The sequence below is a fragment of the Streptomyces humidus genome (genome assembly GCF_014649655.1).
GTDB lineage: Bacteria > Actinomycetota > Actinomycetes > Streptomycetales > Streptomycetaceae > Streptomyces > Streptomyces humidus.
The window spans coordinates 63,619-88,868 of the sequence record NZ_BMTL01000029.1 but is presented as its reverse complement, the minus strand read 5'-3'; the positions used below and the strand labels follow the sequence as shown (position 1 = coordinate 88,868).

At 71.4% G+C, this 25,250-nt stretch carries 20 protein-coding genes and 2 pseudogenes; 12 read left to right on the top strand and 10 right to left on the bottom strand.

Features of this window, described 5'->3' with window-relative positions; all coding sequences use genetic code 11:
* Positions 1-8: 8 nt before the first annotated feature.
* Positions 9-1,850 (bottom strand): ABC transporter ATP-binding protein, encoded by a 1,842-nt coding sequence (locus IE239_RS29880; RefSeq protein WP_190152541.1) that lies wholly within the window; start codon positions 1,848-1,850, stop codon positions 9-11.
* A 93-nt stretch (positions 1,851-1,943) separates the two neighbouring features.
* On the opposite strand from IE239_RS29880, the gene IE239_RS29875 reads away from it, so the two are divergent.
* A complete protein-coding gene (locus IE239_RS29875) occupies positions 1,944-2,462 on the top strand; it encodes a MarR family winged helix-turn-helix transcriptional regulator (protein ID WP_190152540.1) in 519 nt (172 codons plus the stop codon).
* Positions 2,463-2,602: 140 nt separating this feature from the next.
* Here the strand turns inward: IE239_RS29875 and IE239_RS42480 are convergent.
* Together IE239_RS42480 and IE239_RS29870 are read right to left on the bottom strand one after the other, a co-directional pair.
* Positions 2,603-2,770 (bottom strand): annotated as a pseudogene (locus IE239_RS42480) (peptide-N4-asparagine amidase); the annotation flags it as partial.
* Positions 2,771-2,773: 3 nt separating this feature from the next.
* Entirely contained in the window at positions 2,774-3,517 is a 744-nt protein-coding gene (locus tag IE239_RS29870) for a L,D-transpeptidase family protein (RefSeq protein ID WP_190152539.1), read from the bottom strand.
* 258 nt (positions 3,518-3,775) lie between these two features.
* Here IE239_RS29870 and IE239_RS29865 point away from each other — a divergent pair, with 258 nt between their 5' ends.
* From IE239_RS29865 to IE239_RS29850, 4 genes are all read left to right on the top strand, one after another.
* On the top strand, positions 3,776-5,683 hold the full coding sequence (locus tag IE239_RS29865; protein ID WP_190152538.1) for an ABC transporter transmembrane domain-containing protein: 1,908 nt from the start codon (positions 3,776-3,778) through the stop codon (positions 5,681-5,683).
* Positions 5,680-7,497, top strand: a complete 1,818-nt coding sequence (locus tag IE239_RS29860; protein WP_190152537.1) for an ABC transporter ATP-binding protein — start codon at positions 5,680-5,682, stop codon at positions 7,495-7,497. The genes IE239_RS29865 and IE239_RS29860 overlap by 4 nt, the downstream gene beginning before the upstream one ends.
* A gap of 594 nt (positions 7,498-8,091) precedes the next feature.
* A complete protein-coding gene (locus tag IE239_RS29855) occupies positions 8,092-8,562 on the top strand; it encodes a DUF5709 domain-containing protein (protein WP_190152536.1) in 471 nt (156 codons plus the stop codon).
* Between the two features lie 18 nt (positions 8,563-8,580).
* Entirely contained in the window at positions 8,581-8,838 is a 258-nt protein-coding gene (locus IE239_RS29850) for a type B 50S ribosomal protein L31 (protein WP_190152535.1), read from the top strand.
* A 17-nt stretch (positions 8,839-8,855) separates the two neighbouring features.
* Here IE239_RS29850 and IE239_RS29845 read toward each other — a convergent pair whose 3' ends face one another.
* Positions 8,856-9,650 carry a metal-dependent hydrolase gene (locus IE239_RS29845; RefSeq protein ID WP_190152534.1) on the bottom strand — a complete coding sequence of 265 codons (795 nt, stop codon included), beginning with the start codon at positions 9,648-9,650 and terminating at the stop codon, positions 8,856-8,858.
* A 145-nt stretch (positions 9,651-9,795) separates the two neighbouring features.
* Here IE239_RS29845 and IE239_RS29840 point away from each other — a divergent pair, with 145 nt between their 5' ends.
* Both IE239_RS29840 and IE239_RS29835 read left to right on the top strand, forming a co-directional pair.
* Positions 9,796-12,309, top strand: a complete 2,514-nt coding sequence (locus IE239_RS29840) for a DEAD/DEAH box helicase (RefSeq protein ID WP_190152533.1) — start codon at positions 9,796-9,798, stop codon at positions 12,307-12,309.
* Positions 12,310-12,409: 100 nt separating this feature from the next.
* Positions 12,410-13,276 carry an acyl-CoA thioesterase gene (locus IE239_RS29835; RefSeq protein ID WP_190152532.1) on the top strand — a complete coding sequence of 289 codons (867 nt, stop codon included), beginning with the start codon at positions 12,410-12,412 and terminating at the stop codon, positions 13,274-13,276.
* Here the strand turns inward: IE239_RS29835 and IE239_RS29830 are convergent.
* Together IE239_RS29830 and IE239_RS29825 are read right to left on the bottom strand one after the other, a co-directional pair.
* A complete protein-coding gene (locus IE239_RS29830; RefSeq protein WP_229878391.1) occupies positions 13,213-14,217 on the bottom strand; it encodes a DUF6397 family protein in 1,005 nt (334 codons plus the stop codon). The two genes, IE239_RS29835 and IE239_RS29830, sit on opposite strands and share 64 nt — an antisense overlap.
* A gap of 138 nt (positions 14,218-14,355) precedes the next feature.
* Positions 14,356-14,769 (bottom strand): roadblock/LC7 domain-containing protein, encoded by a 414-nt coding sequence (locus IE239_RS29825; protein WP_190152531.1) that lies wholly within the window; start codon positions 14,767-14,769, stop codon positions 14,356-14,358.
* A 116-nt stretch (positions 14,770-14,885) separates the two neighbouring features.
* On the opposite strand from IE239_RS29825, the gene IE239_RS29820 reads away from it, so the two are divergent.
* Positions 14,886-15,314: a PPOX class F420-dependent oxidoreductase gene (locus IE239_RS29820; RefSeq protein ID WP_190152530.1), complete on the top strand. Its 429-nt coding sequence runs from the start codon at positions 14,886-14,888 to the stop codon at positions 15,312-15,314.
* Positions 15,315-15,336: 22 nt separating this feature from the next.
* Here the strand turns inward: IE239_RS29820 and IE239_RS29815 are convergent, their stop codons facing one another.
* Positions 15,337-15,939, bottom strand: coding sequence for a GTP-binding protein (locus tag IE239_RS29815; protein WP_190152529.1), 603 nt, complete (start codon positions 15,937-15,939; stop codon positions 15,337-15,339).
* 866 nt (positions 15,940-16,805) lie between these two features.
* Between IE239_RS29815 and IE239_RS29810 the strand changes: the two genes are divergently transcribed.
* Positions 16,806-17,405 (top strand): class I SAM-dependent methyltransferase, encoded by a 600-nt coding sequence (locus tag IE239_RS29810; protein WP_190152528.1) that lies wholly within the window; start codon positions 16,806-16,808, stop codon positions 17,403-17,405.
* A 4-nt stretch (positions 17,406-17,409) separates the two neighbouring features.
* On the opposite strand, the pseudogene IE239_RS42475 reads toward IE239_RS29810, so the two are convergent.
* Both IE239_RS42475 and IE239_RS29805 read right to left on the bottom strand, forming a co-directional pair.
* A pseudogene (locus IE239_RS42475) lies at positions 17,410-17,728 on the bottom strand (alpha/beta fold hydrolase); the annotation flags it as partial.
* A 103-nt stretch (positions 17,729-17,831) separates the two neighbouring features.
* Entirely contained in the window at positions 17,832-18,728 is an 897-nt protein-coding gene (locus tag IE239_RS29805) for an oxygenase MpaB family protein (protein WP_190152527.1), read from the bottom strand.
* Positions 18,729-19,302: 574 nt separating this feature from the next.
* On the opposite strand from IE239_RS29805, the gene IE239_RS29800 reads away from it, so the two are divergent.
* Positions 19,303-20,298 (top strand): hypothetical protein, encoded by a 996-nt coding sequence (locus IE239_RS29800; RefSeq protein WP_190152526.1) that lies wholly within the window; start codon positions 19,303-19,305, stop codon positions 20,296-20,298.
* Positions 20,299-20,504: 206 nt separating this feature from the next.
* Here IE239_RS29800 and IE239_RS29795 read toward each other — a convergent pair whose 3' ends face one another.
* On the bottom strand, positions 20,505-20,687 hold the full coding sequence (locus IE239_RS29795; protein WP_190152525.1) for a tail-anchor membrane protein: 183 nt from the start codon (positions 20,685-20,687) through the stop codon (positions 20,505-20,507).
* 262 nt (positions 20,688-20,949) lie between these two features.
* On the opposite strand from IE239_RS29795, the gene IE239_RS29790 reads away from it, so the two are divergent.
* Together IE239_RS29790 and IE239_RS29785 are read left to right on the top strand one after the other, a co-directional pair.
* Positions 20,950-23,868, top strand: a complete 2,919-nt coding sequence (locus IE239_RS29790; protein ID WP_229878390.1) for an SCO1167/SCO6262 family helicase — start codon at positions 20,950-20,952, stop codon at positions 23,866-23,868.
* Positions 23,865-25,250, top strand: a complete 1,386-nt coding sequence (locus IE239_RS29785) for an SWF or SNF family helicase (RefSeq protein WP_373308166.1) — start codon at positions 23,865-23,867, stop codon at positions 25,248-25,250. Before IE239_RS29790 ends, IE239_RS29785 begins: the two co-directional genes overlap by 4 nt.

The window sequence follows — 25,250 nt, the reverse complement described above, 5'->3', positions numbered from 1 at the left end:
CCATACTGTCAGCTTGTCGGCTCCAGTCGAGCGTCCCGTCGCACCAGGGCCGCGTACCGGCCGTCCTGCCTCAACAGCTCCTCGTGCGTGCCCCGTTCGGCCACCGCTCCGGAGTCGAGGACCACGATCTGGTCGGAACCCCGAACGGTGGACAGCCGGTGGGCGATGGTGACGGTGGTGCGGTTCGCCGAGAGCGCGTCGATGGCTTCCTGGACGGCCTGTTCCGTGCGGGTGTCCAGGGCGCTGGTCGCCTCGTCGAGGATGAGCACCGGCGGATCGCGCAGGATGGTGCGGGCGATGGCCAGGCGCTGCTTCTCGCCGCCCGAGAAGCGGTGGCCGCGCTCACCGACCACCGTGTCGTAGCCGTCGGGCAGTCCGGCGATGTGGTCGTGGATCTGCGCCGCCCGCGCCGCCGCGTGCAGCTCCTCGTCGGTGGCGTCCGGCTTGGCGAAGCGCAGGTTGTCGGCGACCGTGGCATGGAAGAGGTACGTCTCCTGCGAGACGACGCCGACCGCGCGGGCGAGGGTGTCGAAGTCGAGGTCGCGCACGTCGACGCCGTCGAGGGTGACCCGGCCGCCCGTCACGTCGTACAGCCGCGGCACCAGGTAGCCCAGCGTGGACTTGCCCGCGCCTGTCGGGCCGACGACGGCGAGGCTGCCGCCTGCGGGGACGGTGAGGTCGATGCCGTCGAGGACGGGCCTGACCGCCTCGTCACCCATGCCGTCGCCCTTGTGGTCGCCGTGGTCGCCGTCGTAGCGGAAGACGACGTCCTCGAAGCGCACCTCGCCCTTGATCTGGTCGAGGTGGACCGGGTTCTCGCGCTCGGTGATGTCGACGGGGAGGTCGAGGTACTCGAAGATGCGCTGGAAGAGCGCGAGGGAGGTCTGGATCTGCACGCCGGTCGACAGCAGGCTGACGGCGGGACGGAACAGGCCCTGTTGCAGGGACACGAAGGCGACGATCGTGCCGAGGGAGACGTCGGGGCCTCCGAGCTGGAGGGCCATGCCGGCCGTCCAGTAGATGACGGCGGGCATGGCCGCCATGACGATCCCGATCACGGCCATGCGCCAACGTCCGGCCATGTTCGACCGCACCTCGAGTCCGACCAGCTGCTCGGACTCCTCCGAGAAGGCATGCGTGAGGGAGTCGGACCGGCCCATGGTGCGGCCGAGCAGGATGCCGCTGACCGACAGGGACTCGGTGACCGTGGCGGCCATCGCGGCCATCTGCTTCTGACGCTGAGTGGTGATCTTCCTGCGTTCGTTGCCGACGCGACGGCTGATCCACACGAACACCGGCAGCAGCAGGAGCGAGACGACCGTCAGCCGCCAGTCGAGGGCGACCATCGCGATGATCGTGGCGACCACACTGGTGAAGTTGGAGACCAGGGAGGTGGCGGTGGAGGTGACGGTGGCCTGCATGCCGCCGATGTCGTTCGCGATGCGGGACTGCACCTCACCGGTACGCGTGCGCGTGAAGAAGGCGAGGGACATGCGCTGCAGGCGTCCGTAGACGGCCGTGCGCAGGTCGTGCATGACGCGCTGCCCGACCGTCGTGGAGATGAGCGTCTGCAGGACGCCGAAGACGCCGCTGAGCACCGCGCTGAGGATCATGCCGAGGGCGAGCAGGCTCAGCAGGCCGGTACGCCCCTGGGGGATCGCGACGTCCAGCGTCTCCTTGAGCAGGAAGGGAGTGGCCACGGTGACCAGCGACGAGGCGGCGACCAGCAGGCCGACGACCGCGAGCCGGGCGCGGTAGGGCTTGAAGAGGGCGAGGATGCGGCGCACCTGACGGGGTTCGTCGGTCGACGCGCCGGGAGCGGGGGTCCATTCGATGTGATCTCGGGGCATGGCTCCTACGGAGGGTGTGACGATGAGGACTGACGGAGCATAGCTCATTGTTACCTATACTCACAATGAACGGCGTCCTGATATTGTTCCCTCATGACCACCCCCGATTCCGACAGTCTGCTCGCCGAGCAACTGCTGCGGCTCACGCGCCGGGTGCACCGCATCCAGAAGCGCCATCTGCAGCAGAGCGGGCTGGGTGTCACACCGGCACAGGCCCGGCTCCTGCGCACGCTGGCGCACTGCGACTCACCGCCGCGCATGGCCGACCTGGCCGCCCGGCTGGAGGTGGTGCCCCGGGCCGTGACGACCCTGGTCGACGGGCTGGAGGCCAGCGGCATGGCGCGGCGGGCGCCCGACCCCACGAACCGGCGGGTCATCCGGATCGAGCTCACCGAAGGCGGCCGCAAGGCGTTGCGCGAGCTGCGCGGCGCTCGCGTGTCGGCGGCGGAGGAGATCCTCGACCCTCTGACGACCCTGGAGCGCGAGGTGCTGAGCGGCTTGCTGGACGCACTGGTGGGTGGCGAGACGGTGGACCACGGACCGGGACCGGAGCGGGAGGGGAAGCCGGACCGGCGGAGGGGCCCTGAGGGGGAGCGGGGAGGAATCTGCTGAACGGCGCGCGAAGGGACCCGATCCCTCCGAAGGCTCGGCGGCCGGCCGCTGCCGGAAACGCTGCGGCCCACGTTCGGTCTCCGTGGCCCGCGTGACGGTTCTCCCGCCGACGGCGGCCTTGCCCGGGCGCTGCCGGACGAGTTGACGGAGGTGCTCAAGCCGCTCTGCCTCCCGGGCACACCGGCTGCCGACACCTCGATACCGGGCGAGCGCCGGTCGTCGAGGATCCCCGCGAAGGGGGTCAGGTCGTATTCGATCGGCTTGACGTCGAAAGCGCGGGGCCCTGGGATCGCGCGCCGGAGGAAGGGGGCTCACTCCTTCAGCGCGGCTCTGTCCCCCATGACCACGACGGGATGCTCGTCGGGGTCGAGCATGCGCAACAAGTGCTCCATCGCCGCCCTGGACACGCTGACGCAGGCCGACGTCCCGCTGCCGTGGTCCATGTGCAGCCAGATTCCACCGCCTCTCTCTTCGCCCTCGGGCCGCGTCGGGTCGTCGGGCGGGGCCCCCTTGACACGGTTGTAGTCGATGGCGATGACGTAGTCGAAGTCGTGCCAGTGCGACTTGGCCCACCACCGCGGCGCCGCGAAGGAGGCGGACCTGGTGTAGGGCAGTCTGGTTCCGGGGTCGGCGAGCACCCCGCCCGCGTCGGTGAGTGTGAACACGCCGACAGGGCTGCGGTTGTCGCCTGCCCGGTGCTCCGCCGTCCACCCCTTCTTGCCGTTGTGCCCCGGCCAACCGCGGACGCGCTCCCAGTTCGGACCACGCTTGGCGTAGAGCACGACGGTGGCTCCCGCGGAGTCCTTTCCGTCGCCGTACACCACCACGGCCTGGCGCGAAGCAACGGGAATCCGTCGTTGCATCCGGTCGCCGACACCGGGGACACGGGTCGCCGACGCCGGTCCCGGCGAACGACTGCCGCGTTGCGCACCGGCCCCCGCCATGCCTTCGCTTCCGCGTTCCCCGCCCGCTCCGCCGCACGCGGCCAGGGCAGCGAACAGAAGCACGGAGGTCATTGTCGCGGCTCCCGCACGCCGCCCGTCGCCGAGTCGCATCGGGCCATGCTCGCATCGCTTTCCGGACTTTTGCGGCAGGTTCCGGACACCCGGCCGCGTCGATGGTTGCCGGATCCTGCCGTCGCCATGGAAAACCGGTTGATTCCCACCACTCCACGACGCGAACCTTGCACGGTTTCTTACCGCACCCCGCGGCCCTTCCCGTCCGGTCCCTCCCCACCTTCCTGCCCGATTCCCTTTCCCGCCCGTCTCTCGCCCCTTTCTCCCCCTTCCCTGACTCGAGCCCACTGGGACGTCATGCAGATCCAAGACCTTCCGTACCCCGACCCGGGTGTCCCGGACGTACGCTCGGGCCCCCGCTTCCTGTGGTGGCTGGGCCGCAACCAGTTGGGCGGTCAGTTCAAGGCCCTGGCCTGGGGACTGCTCCACTTCGTCGCCGTCTCGACGCTGCCGTTCTGCGTGGGCTTCGCGATCGAGGCCGTCGTGGACCGCTCCGGCGCCCGACTCGCCCTCACCGGCGCGGTGCTGGCCCTGTGCGGCGCCGCCGTCGCCATCGGGGACACCTTCCTGCACCGGGCCGCGGTCACCAACTGGATCACGGCGGCCGCCCGAGTGCAGCAACTGCTCGCCCGACAGGCCTCGCGGCTCGGGTCCACGCTGAACCGGCGGGTGGCGGCCGGCGAGGTCGTGGCCGTCTCCACCGGCGATGTCGAGAAGATCGGCTGGTTCGTGGAGGCGGTGTCCCGTTTCACCGCCGCGGCCGTCACCGTCCTCCTGGTCTGCGTGGGCCTGGTCGTGTACCAGCCCGCGCTCGGCGTCGTGGTCGCCGTGGGGCTGCCCGTCCTCGCACTCGCGGTGCTGCCCCTGCTGCCGCGGGCCACCCGCCGGGCGGACATCCAGCGCGAAAAGGCCGGACGCGCAACCGAACTCGCCTCGGACACCGTGGCGGGCCTTCGGGTGCTGCGCGGCATCGGCGGCGAGGAACTCTTCCTCGACCGATACCGCCGCGCCTCCCAGGAAGTGCGCCACGCGGCGGTGCGCAGCGCCCGTATGTGGGCCCTGATCAGCGCCATCCAGGTGCTGCTGCCGGGCCTGCTGCTGATCGGGGTCGTCTGCTACGGCGTCCACCTCGCCCGCGAGGGCCGCATCACGGTGGGCGAACTGGTCGCGGTCTACAGCTCCGTGATGGTCCTGACCTATCCCCTCAGGCACTTCGAGGAGATCGCGATGGCCTACTCCTTCTCGCGTCCGTCGGCCAGACGTGCCGCAAGCGTGCTGTCCCTGGAACGGGCGACCGACATCGGCGGGTCGCGCGCGGCCGAAGCACCCTCGGGCGACCTGTACGACCCCGCCACCGGTCTGCTCGCTCCGGCCGCCCGCCTCACCGCGGTGGTGTGCGGCGACCCCGACGCGGCCGGACGTCTGGCCGAACGGCTGGGCGGCCACCCGGCGGAGGACGGCCCGTCGGTCCTCCTCGGCGGCATCCCGCTCGACGGACTCCCGCTGGACTGCGCACGCACGGCGGTCCTCGTCCAGGACAAGGATCCCGTGCTGCTGTCCGGCGCCCTGCGCGACCTGCTCGACGTACCCGCCTCGGGGAAGATCGACGCGGGTACGGCGCTGGCCGCCGCCCAGTGCGGGGACGTCCTCGAGGCGCTCGTGCAAGGGTCGTTGGACGCCGCCGACCCGATGGACGCCCGGATCACCGAACGCGGCCGGTCGCTCTCCGGCGGCCAGCGACAGCGGCTCGCGCTGGCCCGTTCCCTGTACACCGACCCCGAGGTACTCGTCCTGGACGAGCCCACCTCGGCCGTCGACTCGCACACCGAGGCCCGGATCGCCGAGGGACTGCGCGAGCTGAGGGAGGGGCGCACGACGGTCGTGTTCACCTCGTCCCCACTGCTGCTCGACCGGGCCGACCGGGTCGTGCTGGTGCACGAGGGCACGGCGGTCGCGACCGGCGTGCACCGTGAACTGCTGCACCGCGAACCCCGGTACCGGGCCGTCGTGACCAGGGAGACCGAGGAGGAGAGCAATCCGGGCACGGCCCTCGAGGAGGAGCGGGTCTCCCTGAGCGGGGCGCTGAAGGACCTGCAGCAGAAGGACCTGAAGCAGAACGAACTCGCACACATCGAACACGACACGACACCCACCGAGCGCGCTTTCGTACGGACCGAGCGCGAAGAGATCGAGGAGAGGGCATGATCGGCGTGGCACCGCCCGCGTACGACCCGGCGGCTCCGAGGACGGCGAACACGCTGCCCGTCGGCGCCCCCGCGACCGTGCGCGCCTACGTGGCCGAACTTCTGCGCCGGCACCGCCGCGCCTTTCTGCTGCTCCTCCTCGTCAACACGGTCGCCACGGTCTCGTCGATGGTGGGCCCCTGGTTGCTGGGCGACCTCGTTCAACGCCTGTCGGACGGAGTGCGCGAGCTCCATCTGGGGCTCACCGCCGCCCTGTTCGTGCTCGCTCTGGTCGTCCAGGCCGCCTTCGTGCGACAGGTGCGGCTGCGCGGCGCGATGCTCGGTGAGCGGATGCTCGCAGACCTGCGCGAGGACTTCCTCGTCCGGTCGGTTCGCCTGCCGCCGGGCGTGCTGGAGCGGGCCGGCACGGGGGATCTGCTCTCCCGCATCACCACGGACGTCGACCGGCTGGCCAACGCGATGCGTGAGGCGGTGCCACAGCTGACCATCGGCGTGATGTGGGCCCTGCTGCTGCTCGGCGGACTCGTCGTCACCGCGCCGCCGCTCGCGCCGGCCGTGCTCATCGCCGTGCCGCTGTTGATCGTCGGATGCCGCTGGTACTTCAAGCGGGCGCCCGCCGGCTACCGTTCGGAAGCGGCCGGCTACGCCGCCGTGGCAGCCGCCCTCGCCGAGACCGTGGACGCCGGCCGCACCGTGGAGGCACACCGTCTGGGCGACCGTCGCATCGCCCTCTCGGAGGAGCGCATCCAGCAGTGGACGGCCTGGGAGCGCTACACCCTGTGGCTGCGGTCCGTGCTCTTCCCGGTGATCAACCTCGTGCATGTGACGGTGCTCGGATCGGTCCTCATGCTGGGCGGCGCGTTCGTGCTGCAGGGCTGGATCGGCGTCGGTCAGCTGACGACGGGGGCGCTGCTGGCCCAGATGCTCGTCGACCCCGTGAACCTCGTGCTGCGTTGGTACGACGAACTGCAGGTCGCCCAGGTGTCGCTGGCCCGGCTGGTCGGGGTGCGGGACATCGAGCCGGACGGAGGAGACTCCGGGCTGGCGCCGGACGGACGCGACGTGCTCGCCGACCGGGTCCACTTCGGCTACCGCGAGGGCGTGGACGTGCTGCGCAAGGTCTCCCTGGAGGTCTCCCCCGGCACCCGGCTGGCCCTCGTCGGCCCTTCCGGCGCGGGCAAGTCCACCCTGGGGCGGCTGCTCGCCGGGATCTACGCGCCCCGCGACGGCCGGATCACCCTCGGCGGCGCCGAGCTGTCGCGGATGCCGGCCGAACTGGTCCGCTCCCATGTGGCGCTGGTGAACCAGGAACACCACGTCTTCGTGGGCTCCCTGCGCGACAACCTGCGCCTCGCCCTCCCCCACTCTCGGCTCCACCCGACGGAGGAGACCTCCACGGCAGCGGAGGACGCCGAGCTGTGGGCAGCCCTGGGCGCGGTCGACGCCGACGGCTGGACACGGGCCCTGGACGACGGCCTCGACACCGAGGTCGGCTCCGGCGGCGTCCCGCTCACCCCGGCCCAGGCCCAGCAGATCGCCCTGGCCCGTCTGGTGCTGGCCGACCCGCACACGCTGGTCCTGGACGAGGCGACCTCGTTGCTCGACCCACGCGCAGCCCGCCATCTGGAACGGTCCCTGGCCCGTGTCCTGGACGGCCGCACGGTCATCGCGATCGCGCACCGGCTGCACACCGCCCATGACGCGGACATGATCGCCGTCGTCGAGAACGGCCGCATCAGCGAGCTGGGCAGCCACGCCGAGCTGGTGGCGGCTGACGGAGCGTACGCGGCGCTCTGGCGGTCGTGGCACGGGTGAGCGTCGTGGCGACGCAGGCAGCCCCCGTCGAACGCCGAGGCCGACACGAGCGGCGCGTGCCCCGGCACCCGCGCGGAGACCGCTGCGGAGACCTGTGCGGGCGCCCGTGCCGGTGAGAACGCGCGTGCCGGCACACAGACCGGTACCGGCGCCGCCGGGGACAGTGACGGCCACGGCAGCGGCTCCCGCGTCGGTGTCGGCCGGGGCGTCTGCTCCGGAGCGTGGCGTCTGCCCCGGGGCAGGTGCCCGGGGCCGGCCCCGGGCGAAGCCACGGTCGTCTGCCTCCGCGCAGGCGGCCGAGGCCGGCCCCGGACGGAGCCATGGCACCCGCCCCGGCCACGACCCCGGGTCGACGCAATGACCGATCAGGGCGCCGAGGAGCGGTGTCGCCCCGTCCGGGGCGACACGGCCCCGCCCTCGCGTGGCCTCTGGCGTTGCGCGGTACCGAAGCGGGGTGGAACGCTGGATAACGGCACCCGCGCGGGAGACCGTCGGAATCCATCCGGCACACGCCGCGCCCGGCCGGCGCCTCGTACGGCGGCACCCGACCGCCGACCGCGGTGGGAACCGGCCCGTCACCCCCGGGAGGTAGCCGTGAACAGCGCCGACGGATGGGGAGACGACGTCTACCAGCCTGACGCCTCCGACATCCAGGAAGACGCGGGGCTGCTCGACGGGGAGGACACACTGGAGAACGACGGCGTGGAGGACCCCCTCGACCGCGGCTGGTCCCCGCCGGACCGTCCCTGGGCCGTGGAGCACGTCGGTGTGACCGCCGCGGAGCGCCGACAGGGGGAGAGCCTGGACCAGCGCCTCGCGGAGGAGCTGCCGGACACCGGGGCGCCCGACGGTGACGGTCTCGGGGACTGCGACGGCACGGACGGGGAACTCCTCGACAACGAGGTCGGCGCCATGCGCTCCGGACGGCTGGTGGCACCCGACGAGGGAGCCCACGAGGACGAGGAGAGCGCGCTGATCGCCACGGACGTCGGCATCGACGGAGCGGCCGCCTCCGCGGAGGAGGCCGCGATGCACATCGTCGACGAGGACACCTTGTCCGGTTGAACCGCAGGAGGAGCACTCATGCAGCAGGACAAGCAGCCCGATTACCACGAGGTCGTCTTCCGTGACCGCGCCGCCGGTTTCGCCTTCCTGACCCGGTCCACCGCGGTCAGCGACCAGACCATCGAATGGGACGACGGCGAGACCTACCCGGTCGTGGACGTGGAGATCTCCTCCGAGAGCCACCCCTTCTACACGGGCAAGGCGCGCACGGTGGACACGGAGGGCCGCATCGCCCGCTTCGAGCGGCGCTACGGCGACGACGGCGCGATGACCTGAGCCGACCGCGCCGACCGTCAGATGTAGTTGAGGGCAGCCGCCGCGCCCACTCCGCCGAGCACCATGAACACGGGCATGAGCACCTTCAGCTCGACCCAGCTGCCCGCCCGGAACCGCATCGGCTTGGGAGGACCGATCGGGTACCAGCGCTTGCGCCCGATCGGGATGGGCCACAGAACCGGGCAGCCCGAGACGGTCAGGGCGTCGCCGATGTCGTGCACCAGAGCACCCAGCACGATGGGCAGCCCCAGCCACAGGTACGCCTGACCGGGCTGGGTGAACAGCCAGTCCGAGCCGTTGCCGGGCTTGTCCAGGACGCCGGCGAGGATCCACGCGCTGGTCGCGGCGAGCAGCCACACCAGCACGTCGCTGCTGGAGCCGCGGGCCGCCCGCCACAGCAGGCCCTCGATCGCGAGCACCATGTGGACGAAGAGGATCGTCAGCACCGCCCAGCGGCCGCCGGCGATCGCCAGCGCCGAGGATCCCGCGCCGATCATGACCGCCCACAGCCAGGTGTGCGTGAGCGTGCGGTGCCCGCCGGAGCGGCGCGGGTCGCCCTGCTTCCTCGTGGATTTGTAGACGGCGTAGGAGAGCTTGTCGACGATCTCGCACAGCCAGCGGGAGACGGGGCCGAAGGCCCGGGAGATGGTGGCCGCCTTGTGGTCGAGATCCGGGGCGAGCGCTGCGCCGGCGCAGATCAGCGCGCCGACTAGCAGGACCGGCCAGGGCATGGTGTGACCGGTGGCGGCGGCGGCCGCGCCGACGCCCAACCAGGCCGCGGCCCCCGACAGTGAGTGTGCTGGTCCCATCATGGCCGTTGCCCGCCCTGTTCCTCGTGTGCCGCTGTCCAGTTGACCGGGTGCGATGACGCTCCGTCGGCGACACAGCGTAGCCGCCGTGATCTTCGGGCCGGCAGCCGATTCCCCCCTCAGGGGCGACGGCAGGCAAGATGGGGGCGTGACCCTCATCGATCAGCTGCCGCCGACCGCGGATCCCGACGCCCTGTACGAAGCCTTCGAGTCCTGGGCGCAGGAGCGCGGTCTGACGCTCTACCCCCACCAGGAGGAGGCGCTGATCGAGGTGGTCTCCGGGGCGAACGTGATCGTGTCGACGCCCACCGGGTCCGGGAAGAGCATGATCGCTGCGGCCGCGCACTTCGCGGCCCTCGCACGGGACGAGGTCACCTTCTACACGGCGCCGATCAAGGCGCTGGTGTCGGAGAAGTTCTTCGAGCTGTGCAAGATCTTCGGCACGGAGAACGTGGGCATGCTGACCGGCGACGCATCGGTGAACTCCGACGCTCCGGTGATCTGCTGCACCGCCGAGGTGCTCGCCTCGATCGCCCTACGCGACGGCAGGCACGCCGACGTCGGCCAGGTCGTCATGGACGAGTTCCATTTCTACGCGGAGGGCGACCGCGGCTGGGCGTGGCAGATCCCGATCCTGGAGCTTCCGCAGGCGCAGTTCGTGCTCATGTCGGCGACGCTCGGGGACGTGTCCTTCTTCGAGAAGGACCTCGCCCGGCGCACCGGCCGGCCCACGGCGGTGGTCCGCTCGGCGACCCGCCCCGTGCCGCTTTCCTACGAGTACCGGTACACGCCGATGACGGAGACGCTCACCGACCTGCTGGACACCCGGCAGGCGCCCGTGTACATCGTGCACTTCACGCAGGCGCAGGCGGTGGAGCGGGCGCAGGCGCTGATGAGCATCAACATGTGCTCGCGTGAGGAGAAGGAGCGGATCGCCGCGCTGATCGGCAACTTCCGATTCACCACGAAGTTCGGCCAGAACCTCTCGCGCTACGTGCGGCACGGCATCGGCGTCCACCACGCCGGCATGCTGCCGAAGTACCGGCGTCTGGTGGAGAAGCTCGCCCAGGCAGGTCTGTTGAAGGTGATCTGCGGTACGGACACGCTCGGCGTCGGCGTGAACGTGCCCATCCGCACGGTGCTGTTCACGGCGCTGACCAAGTACGACGGCAACCGGGTGCGCACGCTGCGGGCGCGTGAGTTCCACCAGATCGCGGGCCGAGCGGGCCGGGCCGGCTTCGACACGGCGGGTCTGGTGGTCGCGCAGGCCCCAGAGCACGTCATCGAGAACGAGAAGGCCCTCAGCAAGGCCGGGGACGATCCCAAGAAGCGTCGCAAAGTGGTGCGCAAGAAGGCGCCCGAAGGGTTCGTGGGCTGGACCGAGACCACCTTCGACAAGCTCATCGACTCCGACCCTGAGCCGCTGACCTCGCGTTTCCGCGTCACGCACACGATGCTGCTGTCGGTGATCGCCCGGCCCGGAAACGCCTTCGAGGCCATGCGGCACCTGCTGGAGGACAACCACGAGCCGCGCAAGCAGCAGTTGCGGCACATCCGGCGCGCGATCGCGATCTACCGCTCGCTGCTGGACGGCGGCATCGTGGAGAAGCTCGACGAGCCGGACGCCAGCGGCCGGATCGTCCGTCTCACCGTCGACCTGCAGCAGGACTTCGCGCTGAACCAGCCGCTGTCCACGTTCGCACTGGCGGCGTTCGAACTGCTGGACCCCGAGTCGCCCTCCTACGCTCTCGACATGGTCTCCGTCGTGGAGTCCACGCTGGACGATCCGCGCCAGATCCTGGCCGCGCAGCAGAACAAGGCGCGCGGCGAGGCGGTGGCCGCGATGAAGGCGGACGGCGTGGAGTACGAGGAGCGCATGGAGCGGTTGCAGGACGTCTCGTACCCGAAGCCTCTGGAGGAGTTGCTCTTCCACGCGTACGACACGTACCGCAAGAGCCACCCGTGGGTCGGCGACCACCCGTTGTCGCCGAAGTCTGTCATCCGTGACATGTACGAGCGGGCGATGTCGTTCACCGAACTGGTCTCGCACTACGAGCTGGCGCGCACCGAGGGCATCGTGCTGCGGTACCTGGCCGGTGCGTACAAGGCGCTCGACCACACCGTCCCGGACGACCTCAAGTCCGAGGATCTGCAGGACCTGATCGAGTGGCTGGGCGAGATGGTGCGCCAGGTCGACTCCAGCCTGCTGGACGAGTGGGAGCAGCTCGCCAACCCGGAGGAGATGACCGCCGAGGAGGCGCAGGAGAAGGCCGACGAGGTCAAGCCCGTCACCGCGAACGCCCGTGCGTTCCGGGTCCTGGTCCGCAACGCGATGTTCCGCAGGGTCGAGCTGGCAGCTCTCGACCATGTCCACGAGCTCGGCGAGCTGGACGGCGAGTCGGGTTGGGACGCCGACGCGTGGGGCGAGGCGATGGACAAGTACTGGGACGAGTACGACGACCTCGGCACCGGCCCCGATGCCCGCGGGCCGAAGCTGCTCGTCATCCAGGAGGAGCCGCGGAACGCCCTGTGGCGGGTCCGTCAGATCTTCGACGACCCGAACGACGACCACGACTGGGGCATCAGCGCGGAGGTCGACCTCACCGCGTCCGACGCCGAGGGCCGTGCTGTCGTCCGCGTCACGTCCGTCGGCCAGTTGTGAGACCGGGCGAAGGTCCGGCGTCGCGTACCGGAACAGCCGGATCAGGCGTCGGCCCGAGCACGGGACAAGGCGCAGAAGAGGGCACAGGAGAAACGCACCGATGACGAATCCGGCCGAGAGGCTCGTCGACCTGCTCGACCTGGAGCAGATCGAGGTCAACATCTTCCGGGGTCGCAGCCCGCACGAGTCGCTGCAGCGGGTCTTCGGCGGCCAGGTGGCGGGCCAGGCGCTGGTCGCGGCGGGCCGGACCACCGACGGCGACCGGCCCGTGCACTCGTTGCACGCGTACTTCCTGCGCCCGGGCCGGCCGGGCGTGCCGATCGTGTACCAGGTAGAACGGGTGCGGGACGGCCGGTCCTTCACGACCCGCCGGGTCACCGCCGTGCAGCAGGGACGCACGATCTTCAATCTCACCGCCTCCTTTCACAAGCCTGAGGAAGGTCCCTTCGAGCACCAGCTGCCGCCGGCCCGGGAGGTCCCGGACCCTGAGTCCCTGCCGACGGTGGCGGAGGAGGTCCGGGCGCATCTGGGCGCTTTGCCCGAGCAGTTGGAGCGCATGGCACGCCGCCAGCCCTTCGACATCCGGTATGCGGATCCGCTGCGCTGGAGGCCTGAGGACGTCAAGGACGCCGAGCCGCGCAGCGCGGTGTGGATGCGTGCGGTCGGGCCGCTGGGCGACGACCCGCTCGTTCACACCTGCGCGCTCACGTACGCCAGCGACATGACTCTGCTGGATGCCGTCCGCCTTCCGGTCGAGCCCTTGTGGGGGCCGCGCAACTTCGACATGGCGTCCCTGGACCACGCGATGTGGTTCCATCGGCCGTTCCGCGCGGACGAGTGGTTCCTGTACGACCAGGAGTCGCCGATCGCCACCGGCGGACGCGGACTGGCCCGGGGGCGCATCTACGACCTGGAGGGGCGCCTGCTGGTGTCGGTCGTCCAGGAGGGGCTGTTCCGGGCGCTGTAGGCGTCACGGAGTCGCTGCGGGTGCTTGCGGGTCCCGGTCGGCAGGGCGGCAGGCTTTCGGCGGCACAGCCGGTTCAGCAGGCCGCGCGCGGGCCGCTCGGTATCGGGCTCGCCGGGCGCGGCCCGCTGCTCCGGTGGACACGGCACGGTCCGTTTCGCGGAGGGGCGCGGAGCGGGCTGATCGACTCGGGCCTCGTCCAAGGTGCGTTGCAGGTCCGACCTCAGCCAGTCGATCTCGTCGGGGTCCTCCGCCATGGTGATCTTCTCGACGAGGTGTGCGGCCGGCGTGCCCGGGGCGCAATGTGCCGGCGGTACCGGCCGGAACCGGTTCAGATGGGAGCGCTCGTACGGGTCCTTGACGATCTCCGCGACCTGGAGGGGGTCGAGGAACCCGGCCAGGGCCCCGGCGTGCTGCCAGGGGTCTTCCGCCTGACGGAGCAGGAAGCCCAGGTGGCGTCCGCGCCAGTTCCTGGGTCGCAGGTCGACACCGGCGGCCAGTTGGCTCCGAAACACCTCGGGCGTGCGGCCGGTGAGCAGGAACGCGTTGGTCCGGTCCGCCGCGAACTGCTTGAGTTCTTCGGCGAGATACAGCCAGACGACGGCCCGGTAGCGGTTCAGATAGAACCTCACTGGCACCACCAGCCCCAGACGGGCGAGGCGGGTGAAGCGGGTCGGCGGCACTTCGAGGAGAGCGGCGCCCTCGGCGGTCCCCACGGCCAGCACGGTCTCGCGCAGCGAGTCGGGGAAGCCGGGCTGCGCGCGCAGGCGGTCGATCTCGGCGCGGGGCACCCTGCGGGCGCCACCTGCCGCGTCAGGTACGGTCCTGATGCGCCCGAGGTGCACGGCGAGATCCAGCTCGACGCGTTTCAGTTCCAGTTCACGTGCGGCACGGCTCGGCGTGCAGGAAACGGAGTCGGGCGGGGCGATGGTGGTGCGGGACATGGTCGTCTCCCCCGTGGAGTGAAGTGGTGTGGAGTGGGCCCGCGTCCTCCGCGGTGGCCTCGGAAAAAACCGTAGCCGGAATCGCGGACAGCATGGCGAGCCTGTGGATAACTCCGATCGGGGAAGAGGAAGAGCAGGTCAGAGGTCTTTCAGCGGAGCGCGCTCCGGCTGTCGGGCGTCGACGGTGAGGTGCTCGCCGACCCGGTCGACGAGCAGGGTCATCTCGTAGGCGATCCGGCCCATGTCGGCGTCCGCGCCGCTGAGCACGCACAGACAGCTGCCGGTGCCCGCGGCGGTGACGAACAGCACGGCGTCGTCGAACTCGATCACGGTCTGACGCACCCGGCCCGCGCCGAAGTGGCGCCCCGAGCCCTTGGCGAGACTGTGCAGCCCGGACGAGACGGCGGCGAGGTGCTCCGCGTCCTCCCGGCGCAGTCGCGAGCTCGCGCCCGCCACCAAACCGTCGTTGGACAGGACGAGCGCATGGCGCACCGGCTCGACGCGCTCGGTCAGATCGTCCAACAGCCGGTCCAGGTCCTGGTTCTGCGCCATGTCCCACTCCCCGTGTGACGTCCCCGAGTGACGTCCCGTGTGATCCTCCGTCTCACCGGAGCATCTGTCGGCCAGCCTTGCGCAGGACCGGTCGCCGGAGCAAGGAGGATGGCGGCATGGCACAGAAGATGACCGATGAAGAGTGGCGGGCGTTCGTCATGCACGGAACCCGCACCGGAAAACTGTCCACCGTGCGGGCCGACGGAAGCCCGCACGTGGCACCGATCTGGTTCGTGCTCGACGGCGACGACGTGGTGTTCAACACCGGCAAGGACACGGTGAAGGGCCGCAACCTGGCCCGGGACGGCCGGGTCGCCCTGTGCGTGGACGACGACCGGCCGCCGTTCGACTACGTGGTGCTGCAGGGCAGGGCCCGGATCTCGGAGGATCTCGACGAGGTCCGGCACTGGGCGGCCCGGATCGGGGCCCGGTACATGGGAGAGGAGCGCGCCGAGGAGTTCGGGGCCCGTAACGGCGTGCCGGGCGAACTCCTCGTCCGCGTCACGATCGCCAAGGTCCTGGCGCAGAAGCGCGTGGCGGACTGACCCCGGCCGCCGTACGGCGGGGTCAGCCCACGGACTCGAGCAGCCGGGCGGTGTGCATACGCCCGGCGTACTCGACCAGTCTGATCAGGACCTCCCGGCCCGAGTCGCGGTCACGGGCGTCGCACAGCACGACGGGTGTTCCGCTGTCGAGGTCGAGGGCGCGCGAAACGTCCTGGGCGGCATACGTCCGCGAGCCGGTGAAGCAGTTGACCGCCACCACGAACGGGATGTGCCGGTGCTCGAAGTAGTCGACGGCCGGGAAGCAGTCCTCCAGACGCCTGGTGTCGGCGAGGACCACGGCGCCCAGGGCCCCCTGGGACAGCTCGTCCCACAGGAACCAGAAGCGGTCCTGGCCCGGCGTCCCGAACAGGTAGAGGGAGAGGCCGGAGCGGATGGTGATACGGCCGAAGTCCATGGCGACGGTGGTCGTGACCTTGTGGTCCAGGCCCTCGGTGTCGTCCACCGACCGGCCGGCTTCGCTGAGCAGTTCCTCGGTGCGCAGCGGCTTGATCTCGCTGACCGCGCCCACCATCGTGGTCTTGCCCACGCCGAAGCCGCCGGCGACCAGTATCTTCAATGCGAGGGGAGTCGTCTCGCCGGTGTCGTGGGAGTGCTCGGAGACCATGGATCACTTCTCTCGGGAGTGCCGGCAACGGTCTACGTCGGTACGGGCGCGCCGGGCCTCGACGCAGCGGTCGCGCGGAGCCTCTGCACAAGCACGCGACGGCAGCATCATGACGATCGCGCGCCTTCTTCGAGCCGTTCGACCGGGGTCCGACCGATGTGATCGACTCCTGCGTGTCGGTGTCCGAAGTAGTGCCCGACTCGGCGCCGCGGAGGTCCGTACGCGTCCGAAACAGGTCGAGAGCCTCCGACTCGCGCGATTCGCCGGTTGGCCTCGGTGACGACTTCGCCGCCCATGCCCTGGCCCCGGTCCTCGACCTCTACGGCGTATCCGTCGCTGACGGGATTGCCGCTCCCGCCGCAGACGCGTGTGCGGCGGGAGCGGGAGAAGGGGGAAATCGGGAGAACGGGGAGAACGGGGCCGCGTTCCGGACGGGTCCGGCGAGCAGGCGGAGGCCGGCGACGGCGATGCCGATGTAGGCCCCCTCCGGGGTCGGCGCACCTCCACGCGCGCGTGGTCCGGTGACCTCGGAGTCGGCGGCGCGGACCATGTCGGTGAGGAGACCGGCCTGCGGCGGGTCGGGAGAGGACGGTCAGGCTCTCCGCGTGGCGTCGCATGAGCGGGATGAGGTGGTCGAGCCGGAAGAGGTCGCCGAGTCATCACGTATCCACAGCACGGAGTCCGGTCGGCCGAAGGCAGCGTGGTCCAGATGTGCCATGGCCATGGGATGCCGTCCGGAGCACGAAGCCACAAGGGGGCGCAGTGCGAAAGCTGCTGGAACATGACGGGAAAATGCAACGGACCGATCGGGGCACCCTCGAACGTGCACACCGGCGCATCCCCTGCCGGTGGGGGATCATGCGGGCATGAGCGACGACCACACACACGTCCAGGAGTTCTTCACCGCTCGGGCCGCGGACTGGGACAGCCGGTTCCCCGACGACGGCCCCGCCTACGAAGCCGCGGCCGGTGAACTCGGGTTGCGCCGAGGTGACCGCGTGCTGGACGCCGGCTGCGGCACCGGACGCGCGCTGACGCCGCTGCGTGCGGCCGTAGGGCCCTCGGGAACGGTCGTGGGGGTGGATCTGACCCCGGCGATGCTGGAGGCCGCCGTACGGGCCGGACGCGACCGCGACGGGCGACTGGTGCTCGCCGACGTCGCCGCGCTTCCGCTGCGCTCCGCTTCAGTGGACGCCGTGTTCGCTGCGGGGCTCGTCGCCCATCTGCCTCGCCCGGAGGAGAACCTGCGGGAGCTGGCACGGGTGGTGCGCCCCGGCGGCACGCTGGCGCTCTTCCACCCGATCGGCAGAGCCGCGCTCGCGGCCCGCCAGGGCCGGCGGATCACACCGGAGGACCTGCGCGCGGAGCCCAACCTCGGCCCGCTGCTGACCAGTTCGGGCTGGCGCATGACGTCGTACGTCGACGAGGACTCCCGCTTCCTCGCCCTGGCCGTCCGGCAGGGCTGAGGACTCAGGCACGTCCGGTGACCAGGCACACGAACACGTCAGGGCGGTCGAACACCACTTTGTGGCCCGCGCCGGGGACGCCACCACCCGGACGCCCTCCGCCTCCAGCGCCTCCGCGCCTTCGAGTTCGCCGGTGAGCTCGCCCTGCAGACAGACGCGTTCGACCGTCTTGAGGCCGGTCAGGATCTTTCGCATGACCGGATCCGATCCGTGCCTGAGCCCGACGGCACGCGATGCAGTGCGCGCGGGTCGGCCAGCCGCATGGTGGCGGCCCACGCGGGGCCGACCTTGTTCGGCACACGCGCGCACCCGCCCGACCCGAAGAGCTGACGGACCCGTTCCGGCGGCGGGGTCCTCACCATGACGCGGGCCACCACCCGGGCCGAGCTCGGCCGGCTGCGCGAGCCACTCGACTCGCTGATCGACTCACCGGCCGACCGACTCGCCCGGCCGTCGCACGGGGCAGCCGGCCACGCCGGGCACCGGGCAGGTGCCCAGTTCCTCCAGCCGGTGACCGTTGGGGTAACCCTTGATCTCCCGGTTCTGCCGGGCGTAGTGGGGGACGCTGCGTGGCGGCAGCAGCCGCACCGCTCGTCCACGCGCGCGTAGCGCTCCGCGCACCAGGGCGCGAGTGACAGGGCCGGGCACGGGGTAACGGAAGGCCTTCAGGAGCGGCGCGTCGAGGAGGGCGAGCGTGGCTCGGCGCAGGACGGGAGCAAGAGGCCGCGGGTACCAGGAGGCCATCAGGGCGAGCGTGGCGTCCGAGACGCGGCGCGCACCCTCGTCCCAGGCGAAGTGGGCCTCTTCGTAGGCGTCGAGACAGGCCTCGAACTCCTCGTAGGTTTCGGGAAGGTCCTTGATGCCCATGCGCTGCCCCAGAGTGCGGTAGTACACGCTGCAGGCGACGATCTCGTGGCGCGACAGCCTGCGCCATCCGTAGGCGTCGATCCACCGTTTGGGCACCACGACGAACGTGCACAGCACGTACCGCATGTCGTCGTTGCTGATGTCGTAACTACGGTGCATCCGGTTGATGCGGCGGACGGCCGTGCGCCCCTGCTCGCTGTCGAAGCCGTGTTCGACGACGGCACCCAGCAGGAGCGAGGTGTCGTCGTAGCGCTTCTGTGGGCGCTCCGTGAGTTCCGCGGTCTCCGCCAGCAGACGCCCGATGGAAGGCACCGCATAGGTGCGATACAGGGCCAGCTCCAAGGCGCGGGTGACGTCCCAGGGGAACTCGTACGCCGCAGTGAGCCGGTAGATCTCGAACGCGTCCTCGTGCGGGTCCAGCCGCCGGATCCGTTCCAGTCGCTCGAAGCGCTTCACCGCTTTGTCCCCCTTCTGTCGCCCGACCGCCAACTCTAGGGCGAAAAGGAGGAGATGAACGTCCAGTCGCCGTCATCCCCCGGGAAGGCGGTCGGCGGGTTCTGCAGGATCCGCACGGCTACGGGAGGCACTTCGACGTGACGCGCACGCCGGCCCGTGCAGCAGGGCCGTCCCGGGCGTGCGTCCGGGCGAGACGTCGGACCCGGGCCGGCCGAAGGCGCGCACCCGATCCTGTCGAGGCGGCCGCCGTCTACGCTCGACCCGCGCGGAAGACGACCAGGGCAGGTTCGATGAGGCGGCGGCCGGGTGTCGTCGCAGGTGCTGTCCTTCGCGGTCGATGAACCGCCCCTGTCGCGCGGTCCTCGCTCTCGCACGGGAGCGCGACGAACCGCCCTATGCCGTGGTCCGTGCGCCGCTCGGGCTGCCGACGCCATACGGCGTCCGACGGCCGGAGATGGTCGATTCGCCCCGTCCGACCGGAAAGCTGCAGCTCCGAATGGTCGGTCGGCAGTGACAAGCGCCTTCCCGCCGCACTAGGGTGCGCGCCGTTGGACGAACCGATGGGGAGGCTGGGATGGCCGGGACGGACGAGGACGCCGTCGCCGCCGCGGACGATGCGCTCTATGTGCTCACGGCGGTGCTGTTGACGCCGGCGAAGTTCCCGAGTGCGCTGGGCGACGACTATCCGGAGGCCTGTGCGGCGCTCGGCCTCCCGCCGCTCGCCGACGGCTACGGCTTGGTGCTGGGCCAGGACGGCGAAGGCGCACGCTGGACCGTCGTCATCGACGACGTGTCGCTGGTCGCCGTCGCCATCGCGTCGTGGGACTGCGGTATGGAGTACGACCTGTCACCCGCCGAACGGACGGTGGTCGCCGCGCTGCCCGGCTGGCCGCTGGCGGTCGCCGTCGCGGCTCCCGGCGTGCCGGCGCCGCACGATCCCGCTCCCGAGGTGGCGGACGGCCCGGCATTGCGCCCGCCCGACGCGAGCACCTGGGGTCCGGCCCAGCGGCGGCTGGGGGCAGACGAGATCGCGCTGCAGTGGGCGCTGTGGCGCGAGCAGATCGACGACACGGAGTTCGTGCCCTCCCGGGAGGGCGGCGCCGGGACGCACACAGACGCCGTCGGGGCGCAGCGAGCCGACCGGACGGACCAGGCCCGCGAGGGCGGCCGGCCCGGCACGACCTCGGCGCCCGGCGCGGCCTCGGGGCCCGACGGGGACGGCGAGGCGCCTGGTTCCGCAGGCGTGGCAGGCACCGGTGAGGCCGGAGAGGCACCAGAGGCCCGGAAGGACGCGCCGGGGGGTCACAGCGACATCCGACGTGTGCTGGCCGAAGTACGCGCCTATGTGGACACCCCTCCCCCGCTCGGCCGCGTGCGCTCTTCGTTCGCTCCCGGTGAGGCGCGCACTCTGCGCGCCGACGGACCCGGCTGGTCGCTGGTGGCCAGGACCGACGACATCGCATTCGTCCTCCTCGATGACAAGCCCGGCGAGGTGCTCCCGATCGGCCGCGGACCCGAACTGCCCGGGCTTCTCGAGGCGCTCGACAAGATGGCCGTGCGCCCTCTGTGAAGCTTCCGGTCTCTCCCTTCTCGACGGCCGTCGTCCCTGTGGCGACAACGGCGACTTTGGGGGTCATGGATTCCTGCGTCGACCATCGACACCCTCGGTGACAAAGGGGGCCTAGGTGAACGGCGAAGGTCCCGGCGGCCGCCCTGACCGCTATGGCTCCTGGAGGGCCGCACCGGTCGTTCCCCCCGAGCCGCGGGGCCCGCGCGTCAGCGGCCGATTTCCTTGCGCGTGACACGGCGCAGTCTGCGCCGCTGTGCCGGATCGAGCGTGAGGTAGGCCGCCGCCGGGACACCCACCACGATCAACAGGGCAGCCCACCAGGGCAGCCAGATCAACAGGAGAAGCCCGACCGCCACACCGCCCACGGCGATCTTCGCGTTCTTCGACATCTGTGTCGCCTCCTCCGCGGCCGTTGCCGCTCTCTGCCATGGAAACGGGCCCGCGCCGCCCACGGTTCCGATCCTGACCCTGAGACGTCCCTGAGGTGCACCCCGAGACGCCCCTGAGAGCCGTGTGTCTCGCGCTTCGCAGGTCCGCGTCCGAGGCCGATCCGAAAGTGGTCCACGTTCTCGGTGAGGTGCTGTACTCTCGGCGACCCCACCCCAAGTAGTCAAATTTGAGGAGAGGCTCATCTCCGCGCAGAGGGTTTCCGTGGACGCACCGTCCGAGATCTTCGAGCCGGCCCGTTGCCGCGCCGTTTTCCTCCCCGGGGCTCCGGCCCGCGCCGGCGGCGTCGCCTTCTGGCGTCCTTACGGCGAGGAACAGGTTCCTCCAGCCGCCCCACCGGCTTCCGCCCACCGACTGCGCCTGGTCGTACCGCACGGCACCGGTGTGACCCTCGCGCGCGTGCCGGCCGTGCTGCTGCCGATGTGGGACGCCCTCCCCGTCCTCACCCGCACGCGTGCCGAACCGGACGCCCACCGGTCCACCGCCTTCTGGAGCGCGGCCACCCTGCTCGCCCTGCGGTGCGCCGCACGCGGGCTGCTCCTTCCCGGCCTGTCCCCGGAAGGCCACGACGTATGGCGGATGGGGCCACTGGGCGCGCAGGACATCGAGCAGGTGCGCAGACTGGCCGCGTCGATGCCACCCGAAGCGCACGCCGTGCCGTTGGACGAGACCACACCGCTACGGCTCCCCGATCCCGAGCGCCTGCTGCGCACCTTCCTGGACGCCGTCGCCGACACACTGCCCCGCACGCCCGCCGCGTCGCTCGTGACCGGCGACCCCCTCTACGCGGCGCGGCAGCCGCAGCTCGCGCCTGAGCTGCGCGCGTGGGCGGCCGAAGTCTCAGAGGCACACGACGCCCGCGTACGGATCTCGCTGCGAATCGAGGTCTCGGGGCCCGGCCTGCCCGCACTCGGCCCGGCCGGAGCCGAGGGGATGGAGACGAGCGGCGCGGAGGCCTCGGCGCCCCCTGACGGCGGCGGATCGAAACCCGGGTTCCGGGCCGTGCTTCAGGTGCACAGCGTGAGCGATCCCGCGCTCGTCGCGGACGCCGCCGAGATCTGGGGCGACCGGGGTGACCCGCCCGGGGCGTTCGGCCCCCACGCGCGGATGGAGACCCTGCTCGCGCTGCGTCGCGCGGCCAGGGCCTGGCCACCGCTCGCCCCGCTGCTGTCCGCCGGCGTCCCGGACGCCGTCGATCTTCTCGAGGAGGAGATCGCCGAGCTCCTCGGGGAGGGCACACGGGCCCTGGCGAACGCCGGTGTGGAGGTGCACTGGCCGAAGGAGCTCGTCCGCTCGCTGACGATCCACGCGGTCGTGGGGCAACCGCAGGAAGAGGCGAAACCCGGTCGCGTCGGCTCGGACACTCCGTCCTTCCTGTCGGCGGACACGCTGGTGAGCTTCACCTGGTCGTTCGGGCTGGGCGACCGGCGGCTGACGCGGGAGGAACTGGAGCAGCTGGCAGAAGCGGACCGGCCGTTGGTGCGGCTGCGCGATCAGTGGGTCCTACTCGACCCGAGGGAGCTGCGCCGGGCCCGCGCCCGGCAGGACGGCAGGATGACGCCCGTGGACGCCCTGAGCGCGGCCCTGACGGGCTCCACGGAGATCGACGGCCGCCGGGTCGACGTACGGTCCACCGGGTGGCCGGCGGCCCTGCGGGAGCGGCTGACCGGCGCCGAGGCGCCCGAGCCGGTGGAGCAGCCCGCCACGCTCGACGCCACCCTGCGCGACTACCAGCGGCGCGGCCTGACCTGGCTGGCCCGGACCACCGCCCTGGGACTGGGCTGCTGCCTGGCGGACGACATGGGGCTCGGCAAGACGGTCACGCTGATCGCGCTGCACCTGCACCGTCAGACGGATCCGTCCTCGGCGGGCCCCACACTCGTGGTCTGCCCGACGTCCCTCATGGGCAACTGGCAGCGGGAGATCGAAAGGTTCGCGCCGGGGGCGCCTGTGCGCCGCTTCCACGGTGCCCGTCGCGACCTGGAGGACCTGGCCGACGGGGAGTTCGTGCTCACCACGTACGGCACGCTGCGACTGGACGCGGACCGCCTCGGCCGGGCGACGTGGGGGCTGGTCGTGGCGGACGAGGCACAGCACGTCAAGAACCCCTGCTCGGCCACCGCTCGGGCGCTGCGCACGATCGGCGCACGCGCACGCGTGGCGCTGACCGGCACCCCCGTGGAGAACAACCTGTCGGAGCTGTGGGCGATCCTGGACTGGACGACACCAGGGCTCCTGGGCCGTCCGGGGGCCTTCCGTACGCGGTACGCGCGCTCGGTCGAGGGCGGGGGCGATCCGGCCGCAGCCGAGCGACTGACCCGGCTCGTGGCGCCGTTCCTGCTGCGCCGCCGCAAGTCGGACCCCGGGATCGCCCCGGAACTGCCGCCCAAGACCGAGACCGATCACCCCGTGTCCCTCACCGAGGAGCAGGCGGGCCTCTACGAGGCCGTGGTGCGCGAGACCCTGGCGGCGATCGCCGGGGCCGACGACATGGCGCGACGCGGACTGATCGTGAAAATGCTGACTGCGCTCAAGCAGATCTGCAACCATCCCGCGCAGTACCTGCGGGAGGAGCGGCCGAGGACCGCCGGACGCTCCGGGAAACTGGAGCTCCTGGACGAGCTGCTCGACGCCCTCCTCTCCGAGGGCGCGAGCGTTCTCCTCTTCACGCAGTACGTAAGCCTGGCACGTCTGCTGGAGCAGCACATGGCAGCCCGAGGCGTGCCCTCCCAGTTCCTGCACGGCGGTGTTCCCCTCGCCGAGCGGGACGCCATGGTCAGGCGCTTCCAGGACGGCGAGATCCCCGTGTTCCTGCTGTCGCTCCGGGCTGCGGGCACCGGCCTCAACCTCACGCGCGCGGAGCACGTCGTGCACTACGACCGTTGGTGGAACCCGGCCGTCGAAGCTCAGGCCACCGACCGCGCCTACCGCATCGGCCAGACCCGACCGGTGCAGGTACACCGTTTGATCGCGGAAGGCACGGTCGAGGATCGCATCGCCGGCATGCTGCGCCGCAAGCAGGACCTCGCCGACGCCGTTCTCGGTGGCGAGGAGACGGCGCTCACGGAACTGACGGACGCCGAGCTGGCCGACCTGGTGGAACTGCGAGGGGGCACACGATGAGCGGGCACGACGGGCACGTCAGCCACGACAGCATCGACGGCATCGACGGCATCGACGGCATCGACGGCATCGACGGCATCGACGGCATCGACGGCGACGAACGGACTTTCGCCGCGTCGCCTCCCGTGCCCGGAAAGGCGTTCGCGCGGACCTGGTGGGGCCGGGCGTGGCTGTCCGCCCTGGAGGACGGCGCGCTGGACGGGGCGCAGGTGAGGACAGGCCGCCGGCTGGCGCGGGCGGGCGCCGTGGGCGCGGTGTCGGTGCGGCCGGGACGCGTCACGGCCGTCGTCCGGGACCGCGATCGCACGGCGCACAGGGCAGACGTGCTGCTCGACGTGCTTTCGGACGCGCAGTGGGACCGGTTCCTGGACCTGGCGGGTGAGCGATCCGGGCACGTGGCCGCGCTGCTCGACCGCGAGATGCCCCCGCATCTGGTCGAGGACGCCGAGACGGCCGGCATCAGCCTCCTCCCGGGGCTCGGCGACCTGGAGGCCGAGTGCGACTGCGGAGCGTGGGACCACTGCGGTCATACCGCGGCCGTCTGCTATCAGGTGGCAAGGCTGCTCGACCAGGACCCGTTCATCCTGCTGCTGCTCAGAGGGTGCCGCGAGGACTCCCTGCTGGGCGCCCTCCAGGCGCGCGGTGTCGCCGCGGAGGAGGTGTCCGGACCGGGGGCGGAGGGCGTGGACGCGGCGGAGGCCTACGCGGCCGGGAGCGTCCTGCCCCCGCTGCCCGCCGCAACCGAACTTCCGCAGGAACCGGGCCTTCCCCCGTCGCTGGACACGGATGCGCCGGTCCCCCTCGGGCTGGACCCGGCGGCGCTGGAGATTCTGGCGGCGCTGACGGCCGTCGAGGCGCGAAGGATGCTCGTGGAAGCGTTGCGGGAAAACGCCGGACGGAGCGCGGCGGCCACGGGTCGGTCGACGCTCGCCCAGGACGCGGTGCGGCTGGCGGCGGGCGTCCTCGGAGGCCCCCACGCGGGGGAGACACCCGCCGCGGTCGTGGCCGGCCGGCTCGCCGCCGGGTCGGGGCGTGACCGGGAGCAGCTCGAACTGGGGGTGCGCGCCTGGGCGCACGGAGGCGCGTCCGCGTTGTCGGTCCTCGAGGAGGAGTGGACCGTCGAGGGCGAAGCGCTCGTACGCGCGCGTGCGGCGCTGGACTCGGCCTGGGAGGAGGACGAACGGCCTCTGCTGCAAGAGCGGGGAAATCGGTGGACGGCCGTGGGCACGGGCTGTCAACTGCGGTTGGGGCGGGACGGTCGCTGGTGGCCGTTCCGCGAGGAGGGCGGCCGCTGGACACCTGCGGGCGGCGCCGCCCACGATCCGGCGACGGCCCTGGCCACCGCGCGGCCCGGCGGCGAAGGAAGCGCATTCCCTGACTGA

Coding starts and splice junctions, on each gene's coding strand:
- IE239_RS29795 (WP_190152525.1), bottom strand. CDS start 20,687: ATGTCGAAGAACGCGAAGATCGCCGTGGGCGGTGTGGCGGTCGGGCTT.
- IE239_RS29845 (WP_190152534.1), bottom strand. CDS start 9,650: ATGATGGGACCAGCACACTCACTGTCGGGGGCCGCGGCCTGGTTGGGC.
- IE239_RS29835 (WP_190152532.1), top strand. CDS start 12,410: ATGACGAATCCGGCCGAGAGGCTCGTCGACCTGCTCGACCTGGAGCAG.
- IE239_RS29815 (WP_190152529.1), bottom strand. CDS start 15,939: ATGGTCTCCGAGCACTCCCACGACACCGGCGAGACGACTCCCCTCGCA.
- IE239_RS29880 (WP_190152541.1), bottom strand. CDS start 1,850: ATGCCCCGAGATCACATCGAATGGACCCCCGCTCCCGGCGCGTCGACC.
- IE239_RS29830 (WP_229878391.1), bottom strand. CDS start 14,217: ATGTCCCGCACCACCATCGCCCCGCCCGACTCCGTTTCCTGCACGCCG.
- IE239_RS29850 (WP_190152535.1), top strand. CDS start 8,581: ATGCAGCAGGACAAGCAGCCCGATTACCACGAGGTCGTCTTCCGTGAC.
- IE239_RS29820 (WP_190152530.1), top strand. CDS start 14,886: ATGGCACAGAAGATGACCGATGAAGAGTGGCGGGCGTTCGTCATGCAC.
- IE239_RS29860 (WP_190152537.1), top strand. CDS start 5,680: ATGATCGGCGTGGCACCGCCCGCGTACGACCCGGCGGCTCCGAGGACG.
- IE239_RS29870 (WP_190152539.1), bottom strand. CDS start 3,517: ATGCGACTCGGCGACGGGCGGCGTGCGGGAGCCGCGACAATGACCTCC.
- IE239_RS29800 (WP_190152526.1), top strand. CDS start 19,303: ATGGCCGGGACGGACGAGGACGCCGTCGCCGCCGCGGACGATGCGCTC.
- IE239_RS29825 (WP_190152531.1), bottom strand. CDS start 14,769: ATGGCGCAGAACCAGGACCTGGACCGGCTGTTGGACGATCTGACCGAG.
- IE239_RS29785 (WP_373308166.1), top strand. CDS start 23,865: ATGAGCGGGCACGACGGGCACGTCAGCCACGACAGCATCGACGGCATC.
- IE239_RS29875 (WP_190152540.1), top strand. CDS start 1,944: ATGACCACCCCCGATTCCGACAGTCTGCTCGCCGAGCAACTGCTGCGG.
- IE239_RS29810 (WP_190152528.1), top strand. CDS start 16,806: ATGAGCGACGACCACACACACGTCCAGGAGTTCTTCACCGCTCGGGCC.
- IE239_RS29865 (WP_190152538.1), top strand. CDS start 3,776: ATGCAGATCCAAGACCTTCCGTACCCCGACCCGGGTGTCCCGGACGTA.